This is a genomic window from Leptolyngbya sp. NIES-2104, from assembly GCF_001485215.1.
Taxonomy (GTDB): domain Bacteria; phylum Cyanobacteriota; class Cyanobacteriia; order Leptolyngbyales; family Leptolyngbyaceae; genus Leptolyngbya.
Window position 1 is genome coordinate 4,257,161 of the sequence record NZ_BBWW01000001.1, and the last position, 24,088, is coordinate 4,281,248.

The 24,088-nt window shown below is 47.3% G+C and carries 22 protein-coding genes, 1 tRNA gene and 1 riboswitch; of the genes, 14 read left to right on the forward strand and 9 right to left on the reverse strand.

The window, feature by feature from the left end; translation table 11 throughout:
* Window positions 1–207: 207 nt before the first annotated feature.
* Entirely contained in the window at window positions 208–1,116 is a 909-nt protein-coding gene (locus NIES2104_RS20335) for a succinate--CoA ligase subunit alpha (RefSeq protein ID WP_059000067.1), read from the forward strand.
* A gap of 33 nt (window positions 1,117–1,149) precedes the next feature.
* On the opposite strand, the gene NIES2104_RS20340 is transcribed toward NIES2104_RS20335, so the two are convergent.
* A complete protein-coding gene (locus NIES2104_RS20340; RefSeq protein ID WP_059000068.1) occupies window positions 1,150–1,632 on the reverse strand; it encodes a DUF4383 domain-containing protein in 483 nt (160 codons plus the stop codon).
* Between the two features lie 193 nt (window positions 1,633–1,825).
* Here NIES2104_RS20340 and NIES2104_RS20345 point away from each other — a divergent pair, with 193 nt between their 5' ends.
* Window positions 1,826–2,869, forward strand: coding sequence for a bifunctional heptose 7-phosphate kinase/heptose 1-phosphate adenyltransferase (locus NIES2104_RS20345; protein ID WP_059000069.1), 1,044 nt, complete (start codon window positions 1,826–1,828; stop codon window positions 2,867–2,869).
* Between the two features lie 301 nt (window positions 2,870–3,170).
* On the opposite strand, the gene NIES2104_RS20350 is transcribed toward NIES2104_RS20345, so the two are convergent.
* The 5 genes from NIES2104_RS20350 to NIES2104_RS20365 all read right to left on the reverse strand — a co-directional run bounded on the left by NIES2104_RS20350 (window position 3,171) and on the right by NIES2104_RS20365 (window position 7,862).
* Window positions 3,171–3,716 carry a DoxX family protein gene (locus NIES2104_RS20350; RefSeq protein WP_059000070.1) on the reverse strand — a complete coding sequence of 182 codons (546 nt, stop codon included), beginning with the start codon at window positions 3,714–3,716 and terminating at the stop codon, window positions 3,171–3,173.
* A gap of 390 nt (window positions 3,717–4,106) precedes the next feature.
* Window positions 4,107–5,708 carry a TROVE domain-containing protein gene (locus NIES2104_RS20355; RefSeq protein ID WP_059000071.1) on the reverse strand — a complete coding sequence of 534 codons (1,602 nt, stop codon included), beginning with the start codon at window positions 5,706–5,708 and terminating at the stop codon, window positions 4,107–4,109.
* Window positions 5,709–5,876: 168 nt separating this feature from the next.
* A tRNA-OTHER gene (locus NIES2104_RS31905) sits at window positions 5,877–6,005 on the reverse strand.
* Between the two features lie 87 nt (window positions 6,006–6,092).
* The gene (locus NIES2104_RS20360) at window positions 6,093–7,274 is read right to left on the reverse strand and encodes an RtcB family protein (protein WP_059000072.1); all 1,182 of its coding nucleotides are present in this window, start codon (window positions 7,272–7,274) and stop codon (window positions 6,093–6,095) included.
* 204 nt (window positions 7,275–7,478) lie between these two features.
* The gene (locus NIES2104_RS20365) at window positions 7,479–7,862 is read right to left on the reverse strand and encodes a DUF4278 domain-containing protein (protein ID WP_059000073.1); all 384 of its coding nucleotides are present in this window, start codon (window positions 7,860–7,862) and stop codon (window positions 7,479–7,481) included.
* Between the two features lie 35 nt (window positions 7,863–7,897).
* Window positions 7,898–7,958, reverse strand: a riboswitch (Glutamine riboswitch).
* Between the two features lie 112 nt (window positions 7,959–8,070).
* Between NIES2104_RS20365 and NIES2104_RS20370 the strand changes: the two genes are divergently transcribed.
* Both NIES2104_RS20370 and NIES2104_RS20375 read left to right on the forward strand, forming a co-directional pair.
* Window positions 8,071–9,504 carry a glycoside hydrolase family 13 protein gene (locus NIES2104_RS20370; RefSeq protein ID WP_059000074.1) on the forward strand — a complete coding sequence of 478 codons (1,434 nt, stop codon included), beginning with the start codon at window positions 8,071–8,073 and terminating at the stop codon, window positions 9,502–9,504.
* A 142-nt stretch (window positions 9,505–9,646) separates the two neighbouring features.
* A complete protein-coding gene (locus tag NIES2104_RS20375; protein WP_059000075.1) occupies window positions 9,647–10,558 on the forward strand; it encodes a histone deacetylase in 912 nt (303 codons plus the stop codon).
* A gap of 215 nt (window positions 10,559–10,773) precedes the next feature.
* Here the strand turns inward: NIES2104_RS20375 and NIES2104_RS20380 are convergent, their stop codons facing one another.
* Complete coding sequence (locus NIES2104_RS20380) at window positions 10,774–12,690, reverse strand: cyanophycin synthetase (RefSeq protein ID WP_059000076.1); 1,917 nt, start codon at window positions 12,688–12,690, stop codon at window positions 10,774–10,776.
* A gap of 164 nt (window positions 12,691–12,854) precedes the next feature.
* Between NIES2104_RS20380 and NIES2104_RS20385 the strand changes: the two genes are divergently transcribed.
* Both NIES2104_RS20385 and NIES2104_RS20390 read left to right on the forward strand, forming a co-directional pair.
* A complete protein-coding gene (locus NIES2104_RS20385) occupies window positions 12,855–13,130 on the forward strand; it encodes a hypothetical protein (RefSeq protein WP_059000077.1) in 276 nt (91 codons plus the stop codon).
* 115 nt (window positions 13,131–13,245) lie between these two features.
* Window positions 13,246–14,106: a cyanophycinase gene (locus tag NIES2104_RS20390; protein WP_082690044.1), complete on the forward strand. Its 861-nt coding sequence runs from the start codon at window positions 13,246–13,248 to the stop codon at window positions 14,104–14,106.
* 17 nt (window positions 14,107–14,123) lie between these two features.
* Here the strand turns inward: NIES2104_RS20390 and NIES2104_RS20395 are convergent, their stop codons facing one another.
* Complete coding sequence (locus NIES2104_RS20395) at window positions 14,124–14,558, reverse strand: protein tyrosine phosphatase family protein (protein ID WP_059000078.1); 435 nt, start codon at window positions 14,556–14,558, stop codon at window positions 14,124–14,126.
* Window position 14,559: 1 nt separating this feature from the next.
* A complete protein-coding gene (gene gloB, locus NIES2104_RS20400; protein WP_059000079.1) occupies window positions 14,560–15,324 on the reverse strand; it encodes a hydroxyacylglutathione hydrolase in 765 nt (254 codons plus the stop codon).
* A gap of 192 nt (window positions 15,325–15,516) precedes the next feature.
* On the opposite strand from gloB, the gene NIES2104_RS20405 reads away from it, so the two are divergent.
* The 8 genes from NIES2104_RS20405 (at window position 15,517) to NIES2104_RS20440 (ending at window position 24,070) form a co-directional block, all read left to right on the forward strand.
* On the forward strand, window positions 15,517–15,783 hold the full coding sequence (locus NIES2104_RS20405) for a hypothetical protein (protein WP_225895268.1): 267 nt from the start codon (window positions 15,517–15,519) through the stop codon (window positions 15,781–15,783).
* Window positions 15,780–17,063: a glycosyltransferase gene (locus NIES2104_RS20410; RefSeq protein WP_059000080.1), complete on the forward strand. Its 1,284-nt coding sequence runs from the start codon at window positions 15,780–15,782 to the stop codon at window positions 17,061–17,063. Before NIES2104_RS20405 ends, NIES2104_RS20410 begins: the two co-directional genes overlap by 4 nt.
* 56 nt (window positions 17,064–17,119) lie before the next feature.
* The gene (locus NIES2104_RS20415; RefSeq protein ID WP_059001941.1) at window positions 17,120–18,295 is read left to right on the forward strand and encodes a glycosyltransferase family 4 protein; all 1,176 of its coding nucleotides are present in this window, start codon (window positions 17,120–17,122) and stop codon (window positions 18,293–18,295) included.
* Between the two features lie 70 nt (window positions 18,296–18,365).
* Complete coding sequence (locus NIES2104_RS20420) at window positions 18,366–20,168, forward strand: ABC transporter ATP-binding protein (protein WP_059000081.1); 1,803 nt, start codon at window positions 18,366–18,368, stop codon at window positions 20,166–20,168.
* 12 nt (window positions 20,169–20,180) lie between these two features.
* Complete coding sequence (locus tag NIES2104_RS20425) at window positions 20,181–21,128, forward strand: Npun_R2821/Npun_R2822 family protein (protein WP_059000082.1); 948 nt, start codon at window positions 20,181–20,183, stop codon at window positions 21,126–21,128.
* Window positions 21,125–22,000, forward strand: coding sequence for an Npun_R2821/Npun_R2822 family protein (locus tag NIES2104_RS20430; RefSeq protein WP_059000083.1), 876 nt, complete (start codon window positions 21,125–21,127; stop codon window positions 21,998–22,000). Before NIES2104_RS20425 ends, NIES2104_RS20430 begins: the two co-directional genes overlap by 4 nt.
* A gap of 15 nt (window positions 22,001–22,015) precedes the next feature.
* Entirely contained in the window at window positions 22,016–23,047 is a 1,032-nt protein-coding gene (locus NIES2104_RS20435) for an Npun_R2821/Npun_R2822 family protein (protein WP_059000084.1), read from the forward strand.
* Between the two features lie 72 nt (window positions 23,048–23,119).
* Window positions 23,120–24,070: an NAD-dependent epimerase/dehydratase family protein gene (locus tag NIES2104_RS20440; RefSeq protein ID WP_059000085.1), complete on the forward strand. Its 951-nt coding sequence runs from the start codon at window positions 23,120–23,122 to the stop codon at window positions 24,068–24,070.
* The last annotated feature ends 18 nt before the right edge of the window (window positions 24,071–24,088 follow it).

A 24,088-nucleotide genomic window follows, 5' to 3' on the forward strand; every position in this document is an offset into this window, starting at 1 on the left:
GGCAGACTAATCCGTCTGAGTCCAGATTGTTCATGGTTCCGTAACTTGTACGATCGTCTGAATACTTAGTAGCCCTTCCCACTGTTTGATCGTGGGTTGCAGTGCTTAGATTCACCGTTTATAGTCCTAGCAAAAAGCTCACCTTGAACAGTACCGAGCATCATTCCTCGGAATGATTTTCACTTAATACGTGCTTACCTATTTCTTATGAATTTTACGCCAGCCAGCAAAGTCATTGTGCAGGGCATTCTAGAGCCATTGGGAAAACTTTATGCACCGCTCATGCAGGATTATGGCACACAAATTGTCGCCGGAGTCAGTCCGGGACAGGGGGGTCAGGTGCTTGCCGGAATTCCTGTGTTTGACATGCTTGAACAGGCGTTACCGAAAGTAGGCGCAGTGGATACGACAGTGATTTTTTCGCCTCCTTATGCGGCGTTGGATGCAGCACTCGAAGCGATCGCGGTTGGCATTCGTCAAATCGTCCTGATTAGTCAGGGAATTCCCCCTCTTGATATGGTACACCTGATCCGTAAAGCTGAGGCAACCGATACGTTGATTGTCGGTCCGAACAGTCCGGGCGTGATTGTTCCCGGACAGATGTTACTCGGAATTCATCCACCGGAATTTTATAGACCGGGATCGGTCGGGCTGTTGAGCCGAAATGGAACGCTCACGTATGAGGTAGCTTGGACACTCACACAAGCGGGGTTTGGTCAGTCGATCGCGGTGAGTATGGGCGGCGACCAGATCACGGGTTCGACTTTTCCGCAGTGGCTCCAGATTTTAGATGAAGACGATCAGACGGATGTGATTGTGTTGGTCGGTGAGATTGGCGGCGATTATGAAGAAACAGCAGCCCACTATATTGCAGAAGCGATCGATAAACCTGTGATTGCGTATGTTGCGGGTCGGAGTGCACCTCGAAATCGCAGAATGGGACATGCAGGAGCGATTATCGAATCACAAGCTGCGAATCTAGGACCTGATTTGGGCACCGCAGAAAGTAAAGTATCGGCATTTAAACGGGCAGGAATCCCAGTAGCCGATCGACCCTCTGAGATTCCTGAGATTGTAAAACGAATTTTGAAAACGCCTGCGAGAAGAGCGATTTAAGACTTATCCAAGAGAGGGTGAAGTCTTTAGAATCTACGCCTCGGTTGCTTTTGCAATTTCCGCAGGCTTGACGAATCCGGCGTATGCTGCCAACACTGCGGTCAGGGCATTGAACCAGATATTATTGCCATAAATCGGCATCAGTCCAAACGTGGTATTCGTTGCGGGGATCAAACCGAACAAGACGATCGCAGTGTATACGATCGCGAATCCTTGGTTGTACACCAATGAACCACTAAAGCTGGTAGCGGCTGCAATTCCAAGCAGTCCAACCACGATGTGCAGTGCATCATGCACATAGTTAGTGGGGAACAGTCCGAACAAATGACCGTAACCATCAGACGAAGAAAGGCGAGGAATATACACACCCGTCACAGGCGCGTCTCCTGGAAATGCCATGAACGCGGGAATAAAACCAGCAATACCAATGGTCAAGAAGATGACACCGAGAATCAGCGCGATCGCTCTTTCGGTGTCGGCTAAGCTCTTAAAGGAAAGTTTGAATTTGTCTTGCATGATGTGAGTGTGGGTTCATTAACAGTCGCATACTCCTCATTCAACTAACTTTCACTCACTAAACATCTATCGAAGGACAATGCTGTTAGCAGAACTTTTTAGGTAGCAATAGTCTCGGTTCATCTGTCTTAAGCCGCATTCTGATTTTTTTTAGCTCCGACATAATAGAACGCAAATTCTTATAAGTTGAACTATGACGGATGGAATAGAGTTACTCAGAGCGAATCGCGATCGCTTAGTCGAGTTAATCGATCGGTTTGCCCAAGCAACGGTGCTAGTCGTGGGAGATTTGACGCTAGATGAATTTCTCAATGGAGAAGTCGAACGAGTTTCGCGTGAAGCTCCGGTGTTGATTCTGCGACACGAGGAAACCCAACAGATTCCCGGTGGTGGCGCGAATGCGGTTTATAACTTTGCTCAATTAGGAGCCAAAGTGAAAGCGGTTGGACTACTCGGTAAAGATATTCAAGGAGAAGCCCTAGCGCGATTGTTTAGCGCCGCAGAGATTGATACGGATGGAATTTTTTGGGATGTCGATCGACCCACTGTAACGAAGACTCGAATTTCAGGACATTCCCGCCAATCGGTGATGCAGCAGATTGTGAGAGTCGATCGTAAATCGAATGAGCTACCTGCACTAGAACTTCAACAACAGTTAGCTGCTTATATTCGCGACCAGATTGATCAAGTCGATGCTGTGGTTTGTTCTGACTATGGGGATGGAACATTGACACAACCGGTGATCGAAGCCGCGTTAGAACATCCAAGAACGATCGTTGATTCTCAGAAGCAGATTCCGCGCTATCAAGATGCAATGATTTTCACCCCGAATCTACCCGAAGCGGAATTAGCCGTGGGATATGCGATCGAGAATGCTGAATCCTTGTCGAGAGCAGGACGGGATTTGCTGCGGCTCACTCATGCTCAGTATATTTTGATCACTCGCGGCGAACAGGGGATGGCATTGTTCGATCGATTGGGAAATGAACAGCATGTTCCTGCTTTTAATCGAACGAAAGTGTTTGATGTGACGGGTGCAGGGGATACCGTTGTTGCAGCATTAACTTTGGGATTGATCGCGGATGCAACGGTTTGGGAAGCAGTGGTTTTGGGGAATTTGGCGGCGAGTATTGTGGTGAGGCGATTTGGAACGACAACGACGACAGCAGCGGAAATGAAAGCGGAATTGGAGAAAATGATTGAGCGATCGGAGTTAAGCGCAGTTCCGAATCGTTAGGGCTTGAGAATTGACTTAGCGTTAGTCGATCGATTTGTTCGCTTCGTTGTTTGCCCGCCCCGGAATAGAATTCGGGGCTAACGGTGCGAAGTCAGTTGAAACTGACTAAAGAAGCTGAATCTAGTCTCTTCAGTCCCCTTTAGTGGACTTCGTTCAATTAGCCCCGAATTCTATTCCGGGGCGAGTCAGCAACGAAGCGAAGAGGCTTGTCGAACTGATACCAAATCAACGCTAAGTGCAGACACAACAAACGGGAAGACGATCAAATCATCTTCCCATCCGTTTTAATCAATTAGAAATCTTACGGTTGAGCTACGTCAGCTTGCTTTTGCTCGGCGCTAGATGCTTGATACGCTTTCTCTAAACGCATCAGTCGCTTCGCCTGAATCGATAAAGAACTTGCATCTAACCAGTTTGCAATCAAAGCATCGGTTGAGAACAAACCTCCGCCATTCACAGCAAAGACGAGGAAGCAGGCTGCATAGATTGCGGATAGCTCCAGATAAGGCAGATTCAAGCCAGCGACGAGAATGTGGTGATACATTGCAACACACATCGTGCTGAACAATCCGAGAGCCGCCGGACGAGTCAAAAAGCCGATCGCGACTAATGGCGCAGCGACCGTTTCAGTTAGTGCAGCGAGATAACTGAAAAAGATCGGGAAGGGCAGACCGATGACTTCAACATAACCTTGTGCAAAACTTTGGATGTCTCCGAACTTGTCGAGTCCATTGTGAACCATCATGATGCCAAGAACGGCGCGCAGAATCGCCCAAGTTGTTTGTGACCAGAAGTTGGGAGCGACAGTTGGCTTCAGTAGCTTTATCAGGAGGGAAGAGGTCGCCATATTAAGAATCTGCAATGTGAGCAGGGTGAAGTATTAAGATATCTAAATTATAGCATTAATAAATGTGAAGCATTACCCATGAATTCATCTATTTTTCACGGCTTGAGAAGATGATCGGACTTCTATTTCTTCAGGAAGAGTCGTGTCATTATCCCGCTCCAACCCTTAAAAATCGGTATTTCAAACGTTTTTTAATCGATGCTGTTGTCATGAAACTTTCATTTCGGACAGCGTAAGCTATATCTTTAAGCGGAAAATGTAATCATCTTCTTTACTGTTCTTAACGTTAAGAACAGTAAAGAAATTCAGCTAACAGAATGAGAGAAAGCCGAAACGCTGTGATCTTAAACAGTGTGGTATCTGCTCAGGACAGTTCTCGACTTCCTCGATCTAACGAACTTCCCCGGTTGCCAGCATTTGAATCAATCGGGGTGTACCCGGATCGAATCCTGCAATATCCCAAGAAAGCGGATCTTGAGGATCAACCAGCGAAATATTGTACGGAGCTAGCGAAATGTAGATTGCTTTTGCATTCGGATTCACCTTACGGCGATAGAGTGCTAAAGCTTGACTCGGATGTTGTCTTCCTGCCCAGCTTTCACAATCTGTCCAGAAGCAGAAGAGATCGGCTTTGAATCGCTGCTTGATTGCCCACTCATAAGCAACTGAAGCATCCGTTCCACCAAAGTTTTGATCAGTCGCTTTCGCGATCGCTTCACCAAAACTATCTCGCGATGTGATCTTCAAGTCGCGGAACTCCGTTGCAAATCCACGAATCTTAGAGTATTTCTCTGCTTTCGCGGTTGCGAGTGCCATCACGGTCGCAATCTCACAGCAAGTTAATCCGATCGAATCGACGCTGTAGTAAGACATTGATCCAGAAACATCGATCGCATGTAAAAACACTTGCTCAGTTGCAGATAGAACATTGAATGAGAGTTCTAACGCTTGCTCTAAGATGTGGTTCACACGAGAAACTGGTGTCCAAGTTTTTTGGCTGCGTCCGAGTTGTCCACCAGATTTGTAGGTTTTCAGCGCTTTGAGAACATCGATCGGGTGAATTCGACCTTTTCGCAAGTGTTCTGCATTGTTCAACACAGAAGCGACTCGCTCTAAGTTCTTTTTGTGGTCTGCGTTTAATACACCTAATTGAGTCAATGATCCTAAGTTTCGCAACATTGCCCCGATCGGCATTTCTTCAAATAGAAGTTGCCAAGCTTTTTGATCCATGTTGCCCACTGGAGCAACCATCTCATGAGTTAAACGCCCTTGCTGAATAGCTCGGTGTGTTTGATTGGGATTGCGCTTGAGCCATTCGTACCACCAAATCTGAGCTAAGACATCAGAATCGATTTGCTTCGGTAAGTTGTCCCAGCCCTGAGTGACCCATTGAAATAAGCGATCGTGGTTTTCAGTTGGTGGCTTCACATGAAACAATCGCAGCGCGTCTCGATGTGAAAATCCTTGACGCTGTTGGTATTTCAACAATTGATACGTCAAGCCTTTCACATCATCGCGAGACAGCCAAGCTTTCCCCGCTTCGCGCACGACTTTACCAAATCCGCGCATCGATTTTGTATAGCTCATCCACTCGTAGAAATGGCTTCCAGTCCGAACGACTTGCGGAAAGATTTCGGTAAAGGCGCGTTTTGCTTCGGGAGTTTCACCCATTGAAAGTAAGACCAAAGCGAGAATTGGAGCGCTGTTGTTAATCGATCGACCATCGCTGGCGTAGAGAATTTCTTGGGCAACCTGAGCGGAATTTTGCTCGATCGCGCTTCTCACCACATCAATAAATTCGCTCGTTAGTTCATGCTTACCCGCATAGTAAGTACTTTGAGCGGTTCCAAGGAGTAAGCATCGACGTAGAACTGTCCAAATATCAGTTTTGAACATCCAGCCACCTGATCGACCTTGGATCATTTCGGTTTCGCGACCTGGAATCGATCGAGTTTGAGGCGTTTTGTTTTGGGTATAAAACTTGTATGACATGGCAACCTCCAGCCTGATCTAGGCAACATTCGGTTAATTGGCAGAGTGGGAGTTGCACCCACATCACCCGCGTTACAAGCGATAACCCTCATTCTTCGTCCCCGAAAGGCAAGGTGTGAACAAGGATGTTTTAGGTGTCCTACTGTTAGACGATCTGCCAGAATTCTTTGGTGTAGCGGAGCGGGAGTTGCACCCGCACCTCCAGCGACAAAGGGATGATTCGATTACAACGATAACCCTCGGTCTGCGTCCCTTTCGGGCAATAATTTGGTGCTCTACTGTTGAGCTACCCGCCACATAGAAATTTTAGATTTTAGATTGAGGATTTTAGATTGAGAAGCATGAGAGCAATCTCAAATCTAAAATCTCAAATCTAAAATTGTTTCACCCTTTCACACACAACACTTGTTTCAAGGTTGCGACGACTTCAACTAAATCGGCTTGGTTTGCCATGACTTGCTCGATCGACTTATAAGCTCCCGGAATTTCATCGAGAACACCTTCATCTTTGCGACACTCAACGCCTTGAGTCTGCTCGATGAGGTCATCGAGCGTGTAGGTTTTCTTCGCTAAGTTCCGAGACATCAAGCGACCTGCGCCGTGAGAACAAGAGCAATAGCTTTCGAGATTGCCTTTTCCACGCACAATGTAGGACTTTGCACCCATGCTGCCGGGAATGATGCCGAGGTCTTCGGAACGGGCGCGAACGGCTCCTTTTCGAGTCACGAACACGTCTTCGCCAAAATGCACCTCTTTTTCTGCATAGTTATGGTGACAGTTCACTTCGAGCAGCGGCTTCATCGGTTTTCCACCTGCAAGATGCTTTTCGACGACGCGCTTAAACCGAGTCATCATCACTACCCGATTGAATCGAGCATAGTCCTGTGCCCATTGGAGATCGTGCCAGTACTGGTTGAACTCCTCAGTGCCTTGAACAAAGTGAGCTAAATCCGGATCAGGTAGCTTCGTATCCGTCATTTTTGCTAGCGTTTTCGCGGTATCAATATGACGTTGAGCCAGAATGTTTCCGATGTGTCGAGAACCAGAGTGCAGCATCAACCAAACGACGTTATTTTCATCCAAACAGAGTTCTAAGAAGTGATTTCCACCACCGAGCGAACCCATTTGGCGTAGTGCTTTGGTTTCAAGATCTTTTACACCCGGATGGAGCGTTTTGAACTGTTGCCAACCTTGCCAGTTGGAGACTTGTCGATCGCTTTCTTTGTTCTCATTAAATCCAGTCGGAACTACCGCTTCGAGGTCTAACCGAATTTGCTTCAGTTTGCCTTCTAGCTGATCTCCGGTGTAAGGCGTTTTGATTGCCGCCATTCCACACCCGATATCGACTCCCACGGCTGCCGGAATAATTGCATCTTTGGTGGCAATTACGGAACCCACAAGCGCCCCTTTTCCTAAATGCACATCTGGCATTAGAGAAACGTGCTTGAACACAAACGGCAGAGAGGCGACATTTTTCGCCATCTTGGTTTCAGCGCTTCCGAGTTCGTGATTTGCCCAGGATAAAACAGGTTTGTCAGTTGAAAGATTTAAGGGTTCGTAAGGCATGGTTTCTTGTCCTTTTGTTTCGATGTCCCTAGCTTATGGCGTGAGTCTTCCCCGAAGCGAATTGAGTTTTGATTGTCGAAAAGCTCTGTGATCGTTGAATTTTAAGCCTGGGGGAACGCGATCGACCTAGGGGATTCCCTCAGCTTTTCGCAAAAAAAAAGGAGCCTCAAAGAGACTCCCAGGCGTGAAGAGTAAGTAAGAAATTTAAGCAATCTGACGGCGTTCTGCCTCAAGCAGTGTCAGGAGTGCGTTATCGCCTTTCTGACGAGCAATCTCAATCCGACGCTGCAAATTCCGCTGCAAGTTCTCGCGATGCGTGCTGTTCAAGGTTGCGACTGGTTGCGATCGAGTTGCATTGGTCAACATTGGCTTGCCATCTGGATAACCCACCCAGTAGCGATTGCCACGATAAATCAATTCACGCGGCTGTAGTTCAACCGTTGATCGAGCGGGGCGGTTCGGATCGAGTTGATAGCGGTTGCCACGGTAGGTTAGAGTGATCGGCTCACGGAATTGGGAAAAGCGATCGTCGCGTGTGCCTTGAGTCGGGTCGTATTCGTATTCGACACCACGGTAAATCAGTCTCATAGTCGCCTCGAAAATCAAATGAAGTGAAAGAATGAGGCGCGTTCCTTCAGGAAATCTCCTTACTTCCGTCCTTGGCACATACCAAGGATGAACGTTCATATCTGTATTATACTATACGGTTTTGCAAATTTCCGAACTTCTATCGGGAGTTAGAGAGCGATCGACGTGGGGATCAGTACCGTTCTATTTGATGTGATTCTCAAACGCTATGGAGATTCAAACGCCAGATTGGGTAAAACACGCCGTTTTCTATCAAATTTTTCCCGACCGGTTCGCCCGCGCCAAACAACCTCATAAAAAACTTCTCAAATCGATGCGTTGGGAAGATTGGGATGCGACCCCGACGCTACAAGGCTACAAGGGTGGCGATCTCTGGGGCGTAATGGAAAAATTAGACTACATCCAGGATTTGGGCGTGAATGCAATTTACTTTACGCCGATCTTTCAGTCTGCGAGCAATCACCGCTATCACACCCACGATTATTATCAAGTCGATCCGATGTTGGGCGGAAACGAGGCGTTCCGGGATCTGCTCGAAGCAGCACACGCACGCGATATCAAAATCGTGCTCGATGGCGTGTTCAATCACTCTAGTCGTGGTTTCTTCTTTTTTCACGATGTTCTAGAAAACGGTAGTAATTCTCCTTGGGTGGATTGGTTTCGCATTCATGACTTTCCGCTACATCCGTATACTGGAGAATTTCCGGCAGGGTATGAAGGATGGGCGGGGAATCGTGCGCTGCCTGTGTTCAATCACGATAATCCAGAGGTGCGCGAGTACATTATGGAAATCGCTGAATATTGGATCAAGTTCGGGGCGGATGGCTGGCGGTTGGATGTGCCGTTTGAGGTGACGACTCCGGGATTTTGGCAGGAATTTCGCGATCGCGTCAAAGCCATTAATCCCGAAGCCTATATCGTCGGTGAAGTGTGGGGCGATTCGCGAGAGTGGCTCGATGGCACCCAGTTTGATGGCGTGATGAATTACTTGTTTGCGGGACCGACGATCGCATTTGCGGCAGGCGATCGAGTCGTTCTCGATCAAGTGCAAAATCGGGATTATCAACCCTATCCGCCTATGTTTGCGGGTGAATATGCCCGGAAAATGCAGGACTTGATAGAACTGTATCCCTGGGAAATTCAACTGACGCAATTAAATCTGTTAGCAAGTCATGACACGGCGCGATTGATGACGATTGCAGGCGGCGATCGTGCCAGCATTGAACTTTCTACTTTATTGCTGATGACGTTTCCGGGTGCGCCGAGCATTTACTATGGCGATGAAGTGGGATTACCGGGAGCGATCGATCCAGATTCTCGACGCGGTTTCCCACTTGAATCGAATTGGGATTACGAAATCTACGAGTGCCACCGTCAACTTGTAAAAGTCCGTCATGCTCATCCAGTCCTGAGAACGGGCGATTACAAAGTGATTTATGCCGAGGGAACCACTTATGCGTTTTCTCGAACCTTAGGAGATCAATCTGTAATCGTTGCCGTGAATGTGGGGACAGTTCCAGCGAAACTGTCGATCGATTGGTCAACGAATCTAAAACTCGTTTACGGCAAAGCAGGATTGCATCGACATGACAACAAGCTAGAGATTGAATTGTCAGAGCGATCGGGCTGCATTGCGATTTGAGGAGTTGTTATATTGAAGTGTGTTTTGAGAGTGTTTCACTCCGTTGCAAGTCCGCCCCGAATTCCATTCCGGGGCGGGAGCGAACGAAGCGAGTGGCTTCAAAACACACCCTAAAACTTTGCTCTTTTCTCGATCGCGCCCTATGTTCCCGGTGATCTACTCTGATGAATTTCTCCTACACGATACAGGTTACTTTCACCCCGAAAAACCGGGACGACTGACCGCGATTAAAACTGCACTCGAAGCCGCACCTTGGGCGAATCAGCTCGACTGGAGACTTCCCACTCCCGTAGAAGCGCGATCGCCTTTACCGCTCGTCGAAATGATTCACGATCGAGACTATCTCAACCAAATTCGACGGTTAGCCAATCGCGGCGGCGGCTTTATTGATGGCGAGACAGCCGTTTCTCCGCGTAGCTATGAAGTTGCACTCCTCGCAGTCAATGCTTGGATCGATGGAGTCGATTTTACAATGACATCCGGTCAGCCTTGTTTTGTTCTGGCGCGTCCACCAGGGCATCATGCGGTTGCTGATGAAGGAATGGGCTTTTGTCTTTTGAGTAATGCCGCGATCGCGGCTTACTACGCGCTAGAACAGGGACTCGATCGCGTCTGCATTCTCGATTGGGATGTGCATCACGGCAACGGTACACAAGCGATCGTTGAAACTCATCCCAACATTCGATTTTGCTCATTGCACGAATCACCGCAATATCCTGGTACCGGACATCCTGCGGAAACAGGCTTTCATCAGAATGTCTTGAATTTGCCAATGGCTCCAGGAAGTACGATCGAGGACTATCAGCCATTGTTTGAGAAAAAAGTGGTGCCTTTTCTAAATGAGTTTCAGCCTGATTTGCTGATCGTGAGTGCGGGCTATGATGCAAATCAAGCTGATCCGCTGGCAGGACTATCATTAAAGCCAGAAGATTACCGATTGTTCACCGAGTATTGTTTAGGCGTGACTCAGCGCATTGTGTTTGGATTAGAAGGCGGCTACGACTTCAAAGCTTTGGGAAACTCTGTTGTCGAGACGATCGCCGCCTGCCTGTAATCGGTGGTGAGCGATCTAGGGCGTGCTTTAAAGCCTTCTCACTGCGTTGCTCACCCGCCCCGGAATGGAATTCGGGGCTAATCAAACGAAGTCCACTGAAGGGGACTGACAGCCAATTTGAGTCTCTTTAGTCCGTTTCAACGGACTTCGCACCGATAGCCCCGAATTCCACTCCGGGGCGAAAGTGAACAAAGCGAGGGGTTCTAAAACACGCCCTAGGGAAGGATCATAGCAGCGATCGCTTCTAAATAAACCCGGCTAAATCCTTCCGCTTCACCGAGCGAATACTGTTCAATCAATCCTTGATATTGCGTTGAAACAGTACTACCTTGTTTGATCACGACTTTGGCATCTTCAAAGACATCTCGCGTTAACATCATTTCGGTTTCAGTCGGATCATGCAGAATCACTAGATTGCTTCCGGTGTAGAACATGCCAGAACGTTCCAGCACTGATTCAGGATATTCAGCAATTAATAGATCTAGCTTCGGATGCCGCAATAGATTCTGTACATTCGTGTTGTAGTCCGAATGTAAGGGCTTTTCAGAATGATTGATCAGAACCCCATCTTGACACACAGCCCCGATCGTCCAATGGGGATGATGCCGGAGAATATAAGCGATCGCTTCTTGTAGCTCTGGAATCGTAACGCGATTGAGGGTGATAATCGGAATCCGACCATTATCACCAGAATGAAAGAACGTTTTGAGAATGTGAGCCGTGACATCGACACTCTGACCGACAGCGGGTTTCATGTGCATGAACACACCCGGAGCCGCGTTAATTTCAATGATGGCAAAGTTGCCTTCTTTCCAAGAGCGACTCAGATCGCGAGTCATAATATCAATGCCTAAGCAAGTGAGTCGGAAATGTTGAGCAACATCCTGAGCTAAAACTACATTATCTGGGTGAATGACTGAAGTGGCATCAATGCTAAGACCCCCAGAAGACAGGTTTGCAACTTTGCGAAGAAAGACTTCTCGATCGCGTTCCAATACACTATCCATTGAGAGTGCTTGCTCTGCTAAATATCGCTCCATTGCATCGTCAATCTTGATTTTCCCCATCGGTGAGGTTGGTGTATCACTGCGATCGCTAGAACGATTGGCACGATCAATTAATTCTGCAACGGTTGAAGTGCCATCTCCGATCACCGAAGCAGGACGGCGTTCTGTCGCAGCCACAAACTTGCCATCAACACACAGCAATCGATAGTCACTGCCTTCGATGCTTTGTTCGACAATAATATCGATCGCATGATCTGGCTCAACCGCATCGACCGCCCGATTAAAGGCAGCTTCTAAATCATCATCGTTGCGAACATTGGCTGTCACCCCGATTCCTTTATGTCCAACAACGGGTTTTACGGCAACTGGATAGCTAATTCGATCGACCGCACTAAACGCTTCTTTCAAAGTGCCAACAATTCGACCTTTCGGGACTGGAAAGCCTAATGTACTCAAGAATGCTTTACAGTCATCTTTGCGTGTGGTGAAGTCCGAATCGATATGACTATCCCCATCGAATGTGGTTGCAATACCGCGAACTTGTTTGCGACCGTAGCCGTATTGCATTAAGCCTTCATCCCAAAGATAGAACGTCGGAATGTCCTGAGATTGAGCAGATTTTAGCAGCGCATAAACCGTCGGTCCACCATAAACCGATCGACGAAATTGAGCTTGTAGAACTTCGATATAATCGCCGATCGCAAAATTTCGCCCTTGAGTAATCGCTTCAAACCAATCCCATACTGCGAAAATAATCTCGCGACTGGTACGAGCGTGCAAAGTCTCGAATGCAATGCGATCGAACTTCGGATAAGGCTTCAAACTCCATTGATGTAGATGCAAATCCATGTCAAGCTGGCTGACTTGCGCTACTGTTTGAGCAAAGAGATCCGCGTGAGACTTGAAATCAATCTCATGAAAATGAGGATAGCGATCGCCGATCACCTCCACATAGTTTTTTAAGGGTAGCGGGTCTTGGTTTCCAAGCTGGGCGAAATCGAAAACGGTTGCTGCTGTGGGTAAATGTGGATTCGCGCCGGTGTAATAGCGGATGTTAAATACATCAAATACATCCGTTTTTCTCGCGTTCACGCGGCTCACTTCAGAGAATTGTTCGACCACCATAAGACGTTGTGCCCCTTTCTACGTTGCGACTGTACTGAAGGAAGCATCTCGATCGCGTCTATCTCTAGATGTTTCTTCGCATTCTCAAGACGTAGAACTCTGGCAGGGTGACAGAAGTGCCGAGAACGAATTAAAACCAAGCTAAATCAAGAAAAGCTAACATTATGAATACCTCTACAGAAAACCAACTGCGTGAAGAAGTCCATGCCCTAGCAGAAGAAGCCTTTCACCTGCATCTCATCTCTGGCTATGGCGATGGTGAATACGATGGCGAATATCAGATTGTTTACAAAGGCAAACCGAGACATTTACCCTTAGAACGCGCTAAAGCATTTTTGATCAATCTCATGCAGCCTGAAGTTAAGAGTTTTAATCAGTTCCGGCTCGGTTGGATGCTGCTATTAGAAAGCTATCGTCGTCGATCGAACACCTCAAGATAGATTCAATCTCGTTGCATTTCTTCATTCAAATTGTATTGAAATCTACCGTTTGGTTGTGATGTCCGTTTGATCAAATGTGGTTCAGTAGGTTGAATATAGCGACTGGAGCAAAGTTATGGTGAGTCAGATTGACACCCAAAGTCAGGACAGTACCCAAAATCAGGAGAGTGTAGCACTGCCTGAAACACATGGAGAGCTGGTGATTATTGGGGGTGCAGAGGACAAAGAAGGCGAGTGCCGAATTCTACGGGAATTTGTTCGGCGTGCTGGCGGATTACAATCGCGCGTTGTGGTGATGACCGTTGCAACCGGATTGCCTGGTGAAGTGGGCGAACAGTATATTGAGATTTTTAAGCGACTGGGTGCAGCAGATGTTCGAGTGGTGGATACGGCACACCGCGACGATGCGAGTGATCCAAAAGCGATCGAAAATGTTTCTCAAGCCACCGGGATCTTTTTTACTGGAGGCAACCAAGCCCGAATTACTGAATTTATCAAAGATACCGAACTTGATGCAGCACTCCACAAACGATTTGAGGAAGGGGCTGTCATTGCGGGAACGAGTGCAGGAGCCGCAATGATGCCAGATATGATGATCGTAGTCGGTGAAGGTGAAACAAATCCTCGGCGCGAGGTCGCACAGATGGATCGCGGCATGGGTTTCCTGCCGAACGTGATTATTGATCAACACTTTGCTCAACGGGGACGGTTAGGACGATTGCTTTCTGCTCTGGCACAACAACCTGCAAGTTTGGGATTTGGCATTGATGAAAATACGGCGATCGTTGTAAACGGCAAAATCCTTGAAGTTGTGGGTGAAGGTGCAGTAACGATCGTAGATGAATCGACTGTCACGCATAACAATATCAATGAACTTCTACAAGATGAGGCGTTAGCGCTGTGTAATGCAAAGCTGCATATCTTACCGCATGGGTACAAATTTGATTTAGAACAGCGATCGCCGATTTTTGAATAGTTCAGTTGCAGCCGAATTCAACTCAAGACTGTTTCCATAAACAATCGCCAAATCGGATTTGGTTGCCAAATTCTATTCAAATCTGCTCTCGCTGCCTCTTCACTAATCTTTTCATGCGATCGACGATACAAATAAACAAACGCGGACACCCGCATATTTTTCGCACAGTGCACAAAGATCGATTGATCTGCATGAGTCTGCATCACGTCTGCGAATTGGTTGAAATCGTCGATCGTTGGATTATCCCAAATCACCGGAATGTGAAAATACTGCATTCCTAAACTTTCTACGATTTCGCGTTCGTTTGCGATCGCACCTTCAGAACTGGGAACTGCGAGATTGATCACAACCGTATAGCCTGCGTCTCGAATCGCCTTGAATTGCTCGATCATGGGTTGTCCAGCGGTGGCGAGTCGATCGTGAATTTGAATAAAGTTTTGAATCGATTCCATGTTAGAAGTGGTTCCTTTTTTCACGAAGAGCGGCGAACGTTGCGATCTCGTCTCGCTTTCCGATCGCGCCTTGAATTTCAGGTTGATCCCACCGCAAGAAAGGATTAATTCGTTTCTCTAGCCCCAAATCTGCCGGAATTGTTGGCTGATTATTTGCGGCTTGCACTTGGGCGAATCTGGCTTGTAAATCAGGATTTTCAGCGTCGATCGTCAATGCAAATTTTAGATTCTTCAGCGTGTACTCATGAGCGCACCAAACCCGCGTATTGTCTGGTAAAGCGCGAATCTGACTCAGCGACTCTACCATCTGGGCGGGGGTTCCTTCTTTGAGTCGTCCACAGCCAACCGAGAACAATGTATCGCCGCAGAATAGTTCTCCTGGCTGATTAGCCACCGAAGGAAAGTAGTAGGCGATATGACCGCGAGTATGTCCAGGAACAAAGAGAACTTCAGCAGTCCGATCGCTAAACTGCACTTGATCGCCCGCATTCAATTCCACGGATTGTCCAGGAATACGACCACGATCGTGCACTCCGGCATACACGATCGCTTTCGGAAAGTGCTTCAGTAGTTCCGCATTCCCTCCTACGTGATCTCGATCGTGATGCGTAATGAAAATTGCGACTAAATCTGCACTCAGTTCTTCCAGCTTTTTCAAAACTGGATCAGCATCTCCGGGATCAATCACTGCCGCCACTCGCTGAGCCGCATCGAACAATAAAAAAATATAATTATCTGAAAGGGCAGAAATCCGATAAATTTGCATAGGGATTAAAATTCCTCAAGTTCCGTGTTTGTTCCGATCCTGAAGTCGTCAATACTGAATTTCGTAGAGAGAACTGCCTAAGATTTTACTGAGTCTTGATAAAGTTCTCATCTAACCTTTGTGTGTCTCCCGAAAAAACGCGCAACAGTAGAAGAAGTAAAAAGCCTGTGACTTTTTACTGAAATTTTACTTGTGTTTGACCAGCCCCCGTTAGACTACAAAGCGACGATTTTTATGGTAAGAGCAGCCCACAATCGATTCAATCTACCCACGCAGCGCATTCTCGATCGTATTCTCGAATTGCGCCAACTCAATCGCCACGAACATTTACACCTCGCCTCTCTGTTGCTTGCCAATCATCGCTTGTCCCCAGACGAGCGGCAACAGATTAACCAAATTTTTGATCAGATCCAATCGGGTCGGATCAAGCTCGTAGACGAAGGATTTTCGCCCACATGAACGTGATTCAAGCTAGTGCTTGGTTTCCACCCGATTCGTTTGGTGGGGTCGAAGTGTATCTCGATGGGTTGGTCGAAGATTTACGCACGATCGACTTAAATTGCAAAGTCGCAGCGGCTCGAAATCAAAGTCAGCCTACAGTCGAGCAATACAACGCAACCGAAGTGTTTCGCTATCCGAATCTAGAAACGTTTCAGGCTTGGTTGCGTGAGAATCAAAGCGACATCTATCATCAGCACACGTTGCGATCGAGTTGCGGTCTGCCTCATTTGCAGAGCGCGAAACAGTTGGGCATGAAAACGATCGTAACTGTTCACATGCCCGATGTTTCCTGCCTGCGTGGAACGATGATGCAAGGCGGCAATTCTGCCTGTGATGGCAAAATTGAAATCGATCGCTGTAGTGCCTGTTTGGGTGTGTCTAAGCGGGTTCCGAGTTGGGTCACGGAAACCTTGAGCGATTTGCCGAATTCGATCGCGGATTCAATGCGCGATCGTTTGCGTCACTCTTCAGATGTACGACTGCGGCAATTAGGAACAACGATCGCGACTCCGAGCCAGATTCGTCATCATCAGCGGCAATTTGATCAAATGGTGGAACTGAGCGATCGAATTGTGGTGGTCTGTCAATGGCTCTATGATGCGTTCGTTTTGAATGGTGTACCTGAATCAAAATTATTGCTAAGCCGTCATGGAGTCGTAAACTCAGCACAACCGATTCAGAAATCTGTAAATTTTCCAATCCGGATTGGGTTTCTCGGTCGCTGGCAGGAAACAAAAGGTGTCCAAATTCTCGCTCAAGCCCTGCAACAAATTCCGAATGTGCCCGTCGAACTGGTGATTCATGCGACTCATGCGGATCAACATGGAAATGAAAATCGCGAGAACGTGTTAGCCATTGCTCAAAATGATTCCCGGATTCAAATCAAGCCACCGTTAACCCGATCGCAAATTAGTGACGCGATCGCGCAATTCGATCTCCTTGCGGTGCCCTCACAGTGGATGGAAACCGGACCGCTCGTAGTGCTGGAATCGTTTGCAATGAGAACGCCTGTGATCGGTTCAGATTTGGGTGGAATTGCAGAATTGGTGAAGCACAAAGTGGATGGGTGGTTGGTGCCAGCGAAAGATGTGAACGAATGGGCGAAGGCGATCGCGTTTTTGGTGGAAAATCCAAGTACGATCGCGCAATTGAAACAAAATATTCAACCCGTAAAAACACGGGTAAGGGTCGCCGCAGAGATGTTTGAGCTTTATCAAAGCTTGATGCGGGAATCCTAAGAACATTGGGGAATTGCATCTTTTTGGTTGTGCCTCCGTTCCCCATTTCTTTTTCTATGAAAGTTTCTATTCTCACACCCAACTTTTCTAAAGGTGGAGTCGATCGCGCTTATCTCCTCGCCCAAGTCCTGAAGAAACTCGATCACGAAGTCGAAATTCTCGGTTTTCTGTTTGGTGAGAAGATTTATCCTGAGCCGCCTGCGGACTTACCGATCGTTTGTTTACCTGGTTGTCAGTTTCCGCAGTTCTTCAATTCTGTGGGTCAATTGCTCGATCGAATCGATGGTGATCTGATTTATGCCGTGAAGCCGAAACTATCGAGTTTTGGGGTCGGATTGTTGAAAAAGCTGCGATCGCGTGTCCCCGTTCTCTTGGATGTGGATGATTGGGAATTGAGCTGGTCAGGCGGTGATGAAACGCGCTACAGACCAGGATTGAAACAATTTGGACGGGACTTAGTTAAACCCGATGGAGCATTACGATCGCCGGATCATTTTCTCTACTTGCAATGGATGGAGCCGCTGACGGGCTACGCAGATGAGATCACGATCGATACGAACTTTCTCCAAAAACGCTTCGGCGGAACCTATCTTCCAAACGGCAAAGATACCGATATGTTTGATCCGAGTCAGTTCGATCCGGTCGAAAGTCGGCGCAAATATGGCTTATCGGATTATCGGGTGTTGATGTTTCCGGGGGCATCGCGTCCGCATAAAGGATTAGAAGATGTTTTAATCGCGCTCGATCGCTTAAATCAACCGGATCTTCGGCTCGTGATTGTGGGTGGTAGTCCTTATGATGACTACGATCGACATCTAATCGAAACTTGGGGCAAATGGGTGATCAAACTTCCGCCTGCTCCGTTTTGGCAGATGCCGGAAATCGTCGCTGCGGCTCATCTGGTGGTTGTTCCACAGCGAGATACTGTCACCGCTCAGGCGCAATTTCCGATCAAGCTGACCGAGGGGATGTCAATGGCGAAACCGATTCTGGCGACTCGTGTGGGTGACATTCCAGAAATTTTGGGTGAGTTCGGTTACTTAGTCGATCCAGAATCGCCCGAACAGTTGGCGAATGCGATCGAAGAGATTTTCCAAGATTGGAACCAAGCAGAACAGCGAGGGCGAGAACTGCGATCGCGTACGGTAAAACACTATAGCGTGACGGCAATGGCTCCCATTCTGGCGGATGTCCTCGATCGCGTGAGTTCAATTAGAAATCGGGATAACTAGAAGCAGTTCTTTATCAGAAATTCGTAATGTCCTGCGTATTTCTGCTTGGTCGTTTCCCCCTGCGTTCCGTATGTCCCCAAATCGATTGCTGCTTCAATTTGCTCTTCGTCGTCCGCTCTGGATTGGATTAACGATCGCGTTCGGATTTTCTGGCGCATTGTTCAATGGTGTTAGCACGATGCTGATTATCCCGGTTGTGCTCGGATTGTTAGGCGAAGAAGTCAACCTCAGCGGTGCTCCCCCAATTCTACGGAAAGTATTTTCGAGCTTGGCTCAGTCAGGTGGAGAAGCACAGTTTTTATGGATGATGGGATTCATTCTGCTGGCGATCTTGCTCAAGAATGTTACGAGCTATCTGAGTACGCTGACTTCGAGTTATTTGTCTCGATCGCTGGTCAAAGACATCCGTAAAGAAGGCTTACAGCTTTTGCTCGATGTCGATTTTGACTTTTACATCAAAACCAAAGCGGGTGATTTGATCAATCGATTAGGTGGTGAAGTCGGCTCAACCGCAACTGCAATTCGAGTCGCAGTCTTGATGCTGTGTACGATGATCACGGTTTTAGTGTTCACGGGTATTTTGCTCTCGATTTCTTGGCAGTTGACTTTGATTACAACGGTGCTGTTGGCGATCGTGTCTCTGTCGAATGGCTTTTTTGTGAAGCGGGCAAAGCACTTTGGACAGCAATTATCTGATCGATCGCGAGATTATTCGGTGGCTGTGCTAGAAGTGCTGACTGGAATTCGATTAGTCAAAGCAACGGGGAGTGAACCCTATGAGTATCAGCAAATTGCGCACTTGATTGATGCGCGAGAAAAAGCGGACTATGATTCTCAGACGAATTCTGCACTGATTACACCTGCAAACGAAATGGCAGGTCTAACAGTAGTTGTCGCGATCTTGTTGCTAGGTAGAGTGTTCTTCCGAGGTCAACTCGAATCGCTTTCGACTGTGTTATTAACTTATCTTTTGGTCTTGTTCCGAATGTTGCCATTGGTGGGACAGTTAAACAATGCTCGAAGTGTGTTTGCAAATCTAGCTCCGAGTGTGGCTGTCGTAACGGACTTTCTGCGGCGTGAGAACAAGCCGTTTATGTCTAAAGGGCACGTTCCTTATAGTGGACTGCGCGAAGGGATTCGATTTGAGAAATTAGAGTTTACTTATCCGGGGCACGATCGACAAGTTCTAAACCAGGTCGATCTCTGGCTTCCCAAAGGAACGACACTTGCATTAGTTGGATCATCTGGAGCCGGAAAGTCAACATTGGCGGACTTACTCCCGCGCTTTTATGATCCAATCGCGGGACGAATTTTGATCGACGATCGCGATCTCAAAGAGTTTGAAATCCGATCGCTGCGTCAATCAATGGGCATCGTTAGCCAAGACACATTTCTGTTCAATGATTCGGTGCGGAACAATCTCGCCTATGCTCGCAGAGATGCAACCGATGATCAAATCATTGAAGCAGCAAAACGAGCGAATGCTTATGAGTTCATTGTGAAATTGCCGGAAGGCTTTGAGACATTGATTGGCGATCGAGGTGTGATGCTATCGGGTGGACAGCGGCAACGACTCGCGATCGCACGAGCATTGTTACGTGATCCAGATATCTTGATTCTCGATGAAGCCACTTCCGCACTTGATACGGTTTCAGAACGATTAGTGCAAGGTGCGATCGAGGAATTGAGTCGCGATCGCACGACATTAGTGATTGCTCACCGACTCTCTACGATTCAGAGTGCAGATCAAATTGCAGTGCTAGATCAAGGGCGCGTTGTGGAAGTGGGAACACACACAGAACTATTGAGGCAGGGTGGCTTGTACGCTCAGCTTCATTCGATGCAGTTTTCAGAAGAACCTCAGACGGTCTAGGGGGCAAAGGCGATGAATGGGATTTGTACACTTGCAAACGATCGCGTATTTGATCAGTTAGTTGCTTTGCTCAATAGCATTGAGGTGAACATCGGGCGAGACACTCCGGTGTGTATCTATCCGTTTGATGACAAGCTCGATCGCATTCGGGCTGAGATTCAGAATCGTCCAAATGTCAGCATCTATGATGACCAAGACTCGATTCGCGCTTGGGATGGGTTCATGCAGCGAATTGCTCCAGAGCGATTAGATCAAAAACTGCGATTGTATGGGGCACATCGGCGGTTTTGTGCGTTTGATGCTCCGTTCGATCGCTTTATCTACATGGATGCGGATACCTTGGCAATCAGTCCGATGAACCACATCTTTGAACTGTTGAATGAACACGATTGGGCAGTTTACGATTTCCAGTTTCTTGATCCAAGCAAAATCTACAATCTCGATGCTCCAAAGCTGTACGAGGTTTTCTCAAAAGAGAGAATCGATCGAGAAATTTTCTGCTCTGGATTCTATGCAGCGAAGCGGGGATTGTTCGATCGACATCAGCGAGAAACAATGATTGCTCAGTTAGTAGCAGGCGATCGAGAAATCCTCTACGGGGGTGCAGGAGAACAGCCTGTTTTGAACTACATGGTGATGAAATCAGGCATTAAGTCCTGCAATCTCGCTCAGCTTTTACCGTTTGGACAATCGACGGGTTGTTCAGTCACAAGCAATCACTTTGAAGAGAAAGATCATGTTTTATACGATCGAGGACAGCGCCTGACTTACATTCACTACATTGGTGTAAAACCGCAGCGCATGGAAGAAGTTTGTCGTAGCGGAATGGGACATTTCCCGTATCGTGATTTGTTTTTGCACTACCGATTCTTACATGAGCCAGAAAAGCGCCCTGTGTTGAAAGAAGCACCGAAACCGACCTTTGTTCAGAAAGTTCTAACCAAATTGAGACGAGCATGAAACGCGGAATTTATATTGTTGCCAATGATAAAGTCATCGAGAATGCGATCGCGCTTCTCAACAGTATTCGCTTGTATGATCCGGAAGTTCTAGTCTATCTGATTCCGTTTAATGATGAGTATCAGACTGTGCTTGCAACGCTGAATCGGTTGCACAATGTTCAACTGTTCCCGGACTTAGAACTACTGGAGCGATTGACTGATCGAGTGGGGGAAATCTTCGATCGAGATTTTCTCAAGCTACCGAACAAGATGCGGAAGTTAGCAGTTTGGTTTGGTGTGCTGGATGAATTTCTCTACATTGATACAGACATTGTTGTATTTGAGAAAATTGCAGACACACTAAACCATTTATCAAACTGCGATTTTTTCTGCTGTGACTATCACTATTCGAGCGAAGGACTAAGAAACATCTTTTCGCCTGTGGTAAAGGACGCGATTTTTAGCAATGAACAGCTACAAGATGTATTTAACAGCGGGTTCTGGGGATCGCGTAAAGGTGTAATTACAGAAGAGAAGTTGTACGAAGTGCTAAGAGACTGTGCTCAGCATCGAGAATACTTCGACTTTACTCAAGGCGTAACCGATCAACCCGTTTTGAACTATCTGATCTTGAAGTGCTTTGAGCAGCGCATGAACTTAGTAAAACCGCCAGAGAATGCTCCGGGAAGTTGGGCAGGCTCGAAGCATTTTGAGAATCGACAGTATGTTTTATACGATCGAGGTCAAAAACTAAAATATCTCCACTGGGCGGGCATTTCCATTTGTCCGGGTGCACCGTATTGGGACTTGTGGGAACACTACCGATGTTTGCATGAACCGAGTTCTGCCTTCTGGCGTAAACTCTCGCGCCTCGTACCATTCAAAGCTTAATAGGAGATCTGATCGATGAAAGACGGAATCTATATCCTTGCAAATGATGTGGTGTTCGATCAGTTGGTCGCGCTCCTGAATAGCATTGAAACGAACATTAGTTCAGAGATTCCGATCTGCATCATTCCGTACAATGATCGACTTGATAAAGTGCGATCGGAGATTGCTCATCGTTCTCAAGTTTCATTGTTCGAGAACCAAGAATCGATCGATCGCTGGGAAACATTCGCCGCCCAAGTTTGGAAATCCCACGATCGCGCTCAGCAAGCATGGCGAGAGCGTCAACTTCCCGAAGTGTACCGGATTGAAATGCACCGGAAGCTTTGTTGCTTTGATGGGGAGTTCGATCGATTTGTCTATTTCGATGCGGATACTTTAGCACTTGGCTCACTTGATCCGATCTTTCAGAAGCTAGAAGAATATGATTGGGTGACAAATGACTATCAATACAGTTCAGATGTGAAGTATATCTTTGATGCACCAGAGCTATTTGAAGTGTTTGATGAGGAAACGCTGCGATCGAAGATTTTCTGTGCAGGTTGGTTTGCTTCAAAGAAGAATGTTTTTACTGATGAAATTCTACGATCGCTGCTCACTTCACTGCATTCTGGCGAAGTCGATCTACTGGCACTCTGGGGAACTGACCAATCTCTGATGAATTACATGGTGCTGCGGAGTGGAATCTCTTACTACAACTTTGCTGCAACTGGAACAGCACCCGGTTCACACTGGTCATCGACCTTTGAAGAACGCGATCGCATTCTCTACGACAAAGGGCGACCTTTAACCTACTTACACTACATGAGCATTCCTTCTTCTGCCTTTACACGCTTGTGTCAGGGTGAAGAAGCATCGATTCCGTATCGAGAATTATTTCTGCACTATCGCTATCTCAAATCCCCGCATGATCGACCGACAGAATTCAAATCGCCCGATCGCATTTCTCAAACTCGATCAATCATCGCTCAATTCCGCAAACAAAAGATTAGTAACCTGAATCATCGCTTTCGCAAGCTTCAACAACAATTGAACAAACTGCGCTCCTAAAACGTCATCGCAAACCGACACCCACGATCGAGTAAGATCAACCCTTTAAGGCGTGAGGAATCGGTTAGAAGTATGACTCTTAGCGTAGTGACCGGAGCGGCGGGATTTATTGGCTCTCATTTAGTTGAGGCACTATTAGAACGAGGCGATCGCGTCATCGGAGTTGATCAGTTCAACGACTATTACGATTCCGCCCTGAAATGGAAAAATCTCGCTCACAGCCTGTCACACCCAAATTTCAAACTGATCGAAGCAGATATTCAGACACTCGACTGGAACGCGCTTCTAACCGATGTCGAACTGATCTATCACCAAGCGGCTCAAGCGGGAGTGCGATCTAGTTGGGGCGCAGGATTTCGCACCTACACCGAGCAGAATATTAACGCGACTCAAATCCTTTTAGAAGCCGCAAAATCCGCCAAACATTTACAGCGATTCATTTACGCCTCTAGCTCCTCGATCTACGGCAACGCTGAAACACTCCCAACCGCTGAAACGCTTTGCCCTCAGCCTGTTTCGCCTTATGGCATTACCAAACTCGCCGCAGAGCAGTTGTGCGGACTGTATTATCAAAACTTCGGTGTACCAACCTGTTCGCTGCGATATTTCACCGTTTACGGTCAGCGACAACGCCCCGATATGGGATTTCACAAATTTCTCAAAGCGGCTCTACGCGATGAAGCGATCGTGATTTACGGCGACGGTCAACAAACTCGCGATTTTACCTTTGTCAGTGATGCGATCGCAGCAAATCTGGCAGCCGCAACCACTCCCGATGCTGTTGGACAAATCTTTAACATCGGTGGCGGTAGTCGAGTTGTATTAACAGACGTGATCGCAACAATGGAAACGATTATCGGTCGATCGATTCGCCAAGAAAGAATCGAAACTGCGATCGGCGATGCCCGTCATACCTCTGCTGATGTTTCCAAAGCGAAACGAATTTTGAACTATCAACCGGAAGTGTCGTTAAAAGAAGGACTCACACACGAATGGGAATGGATTCGATCGCTCTATCAGTAATCGCTCCTGTCTAAATCA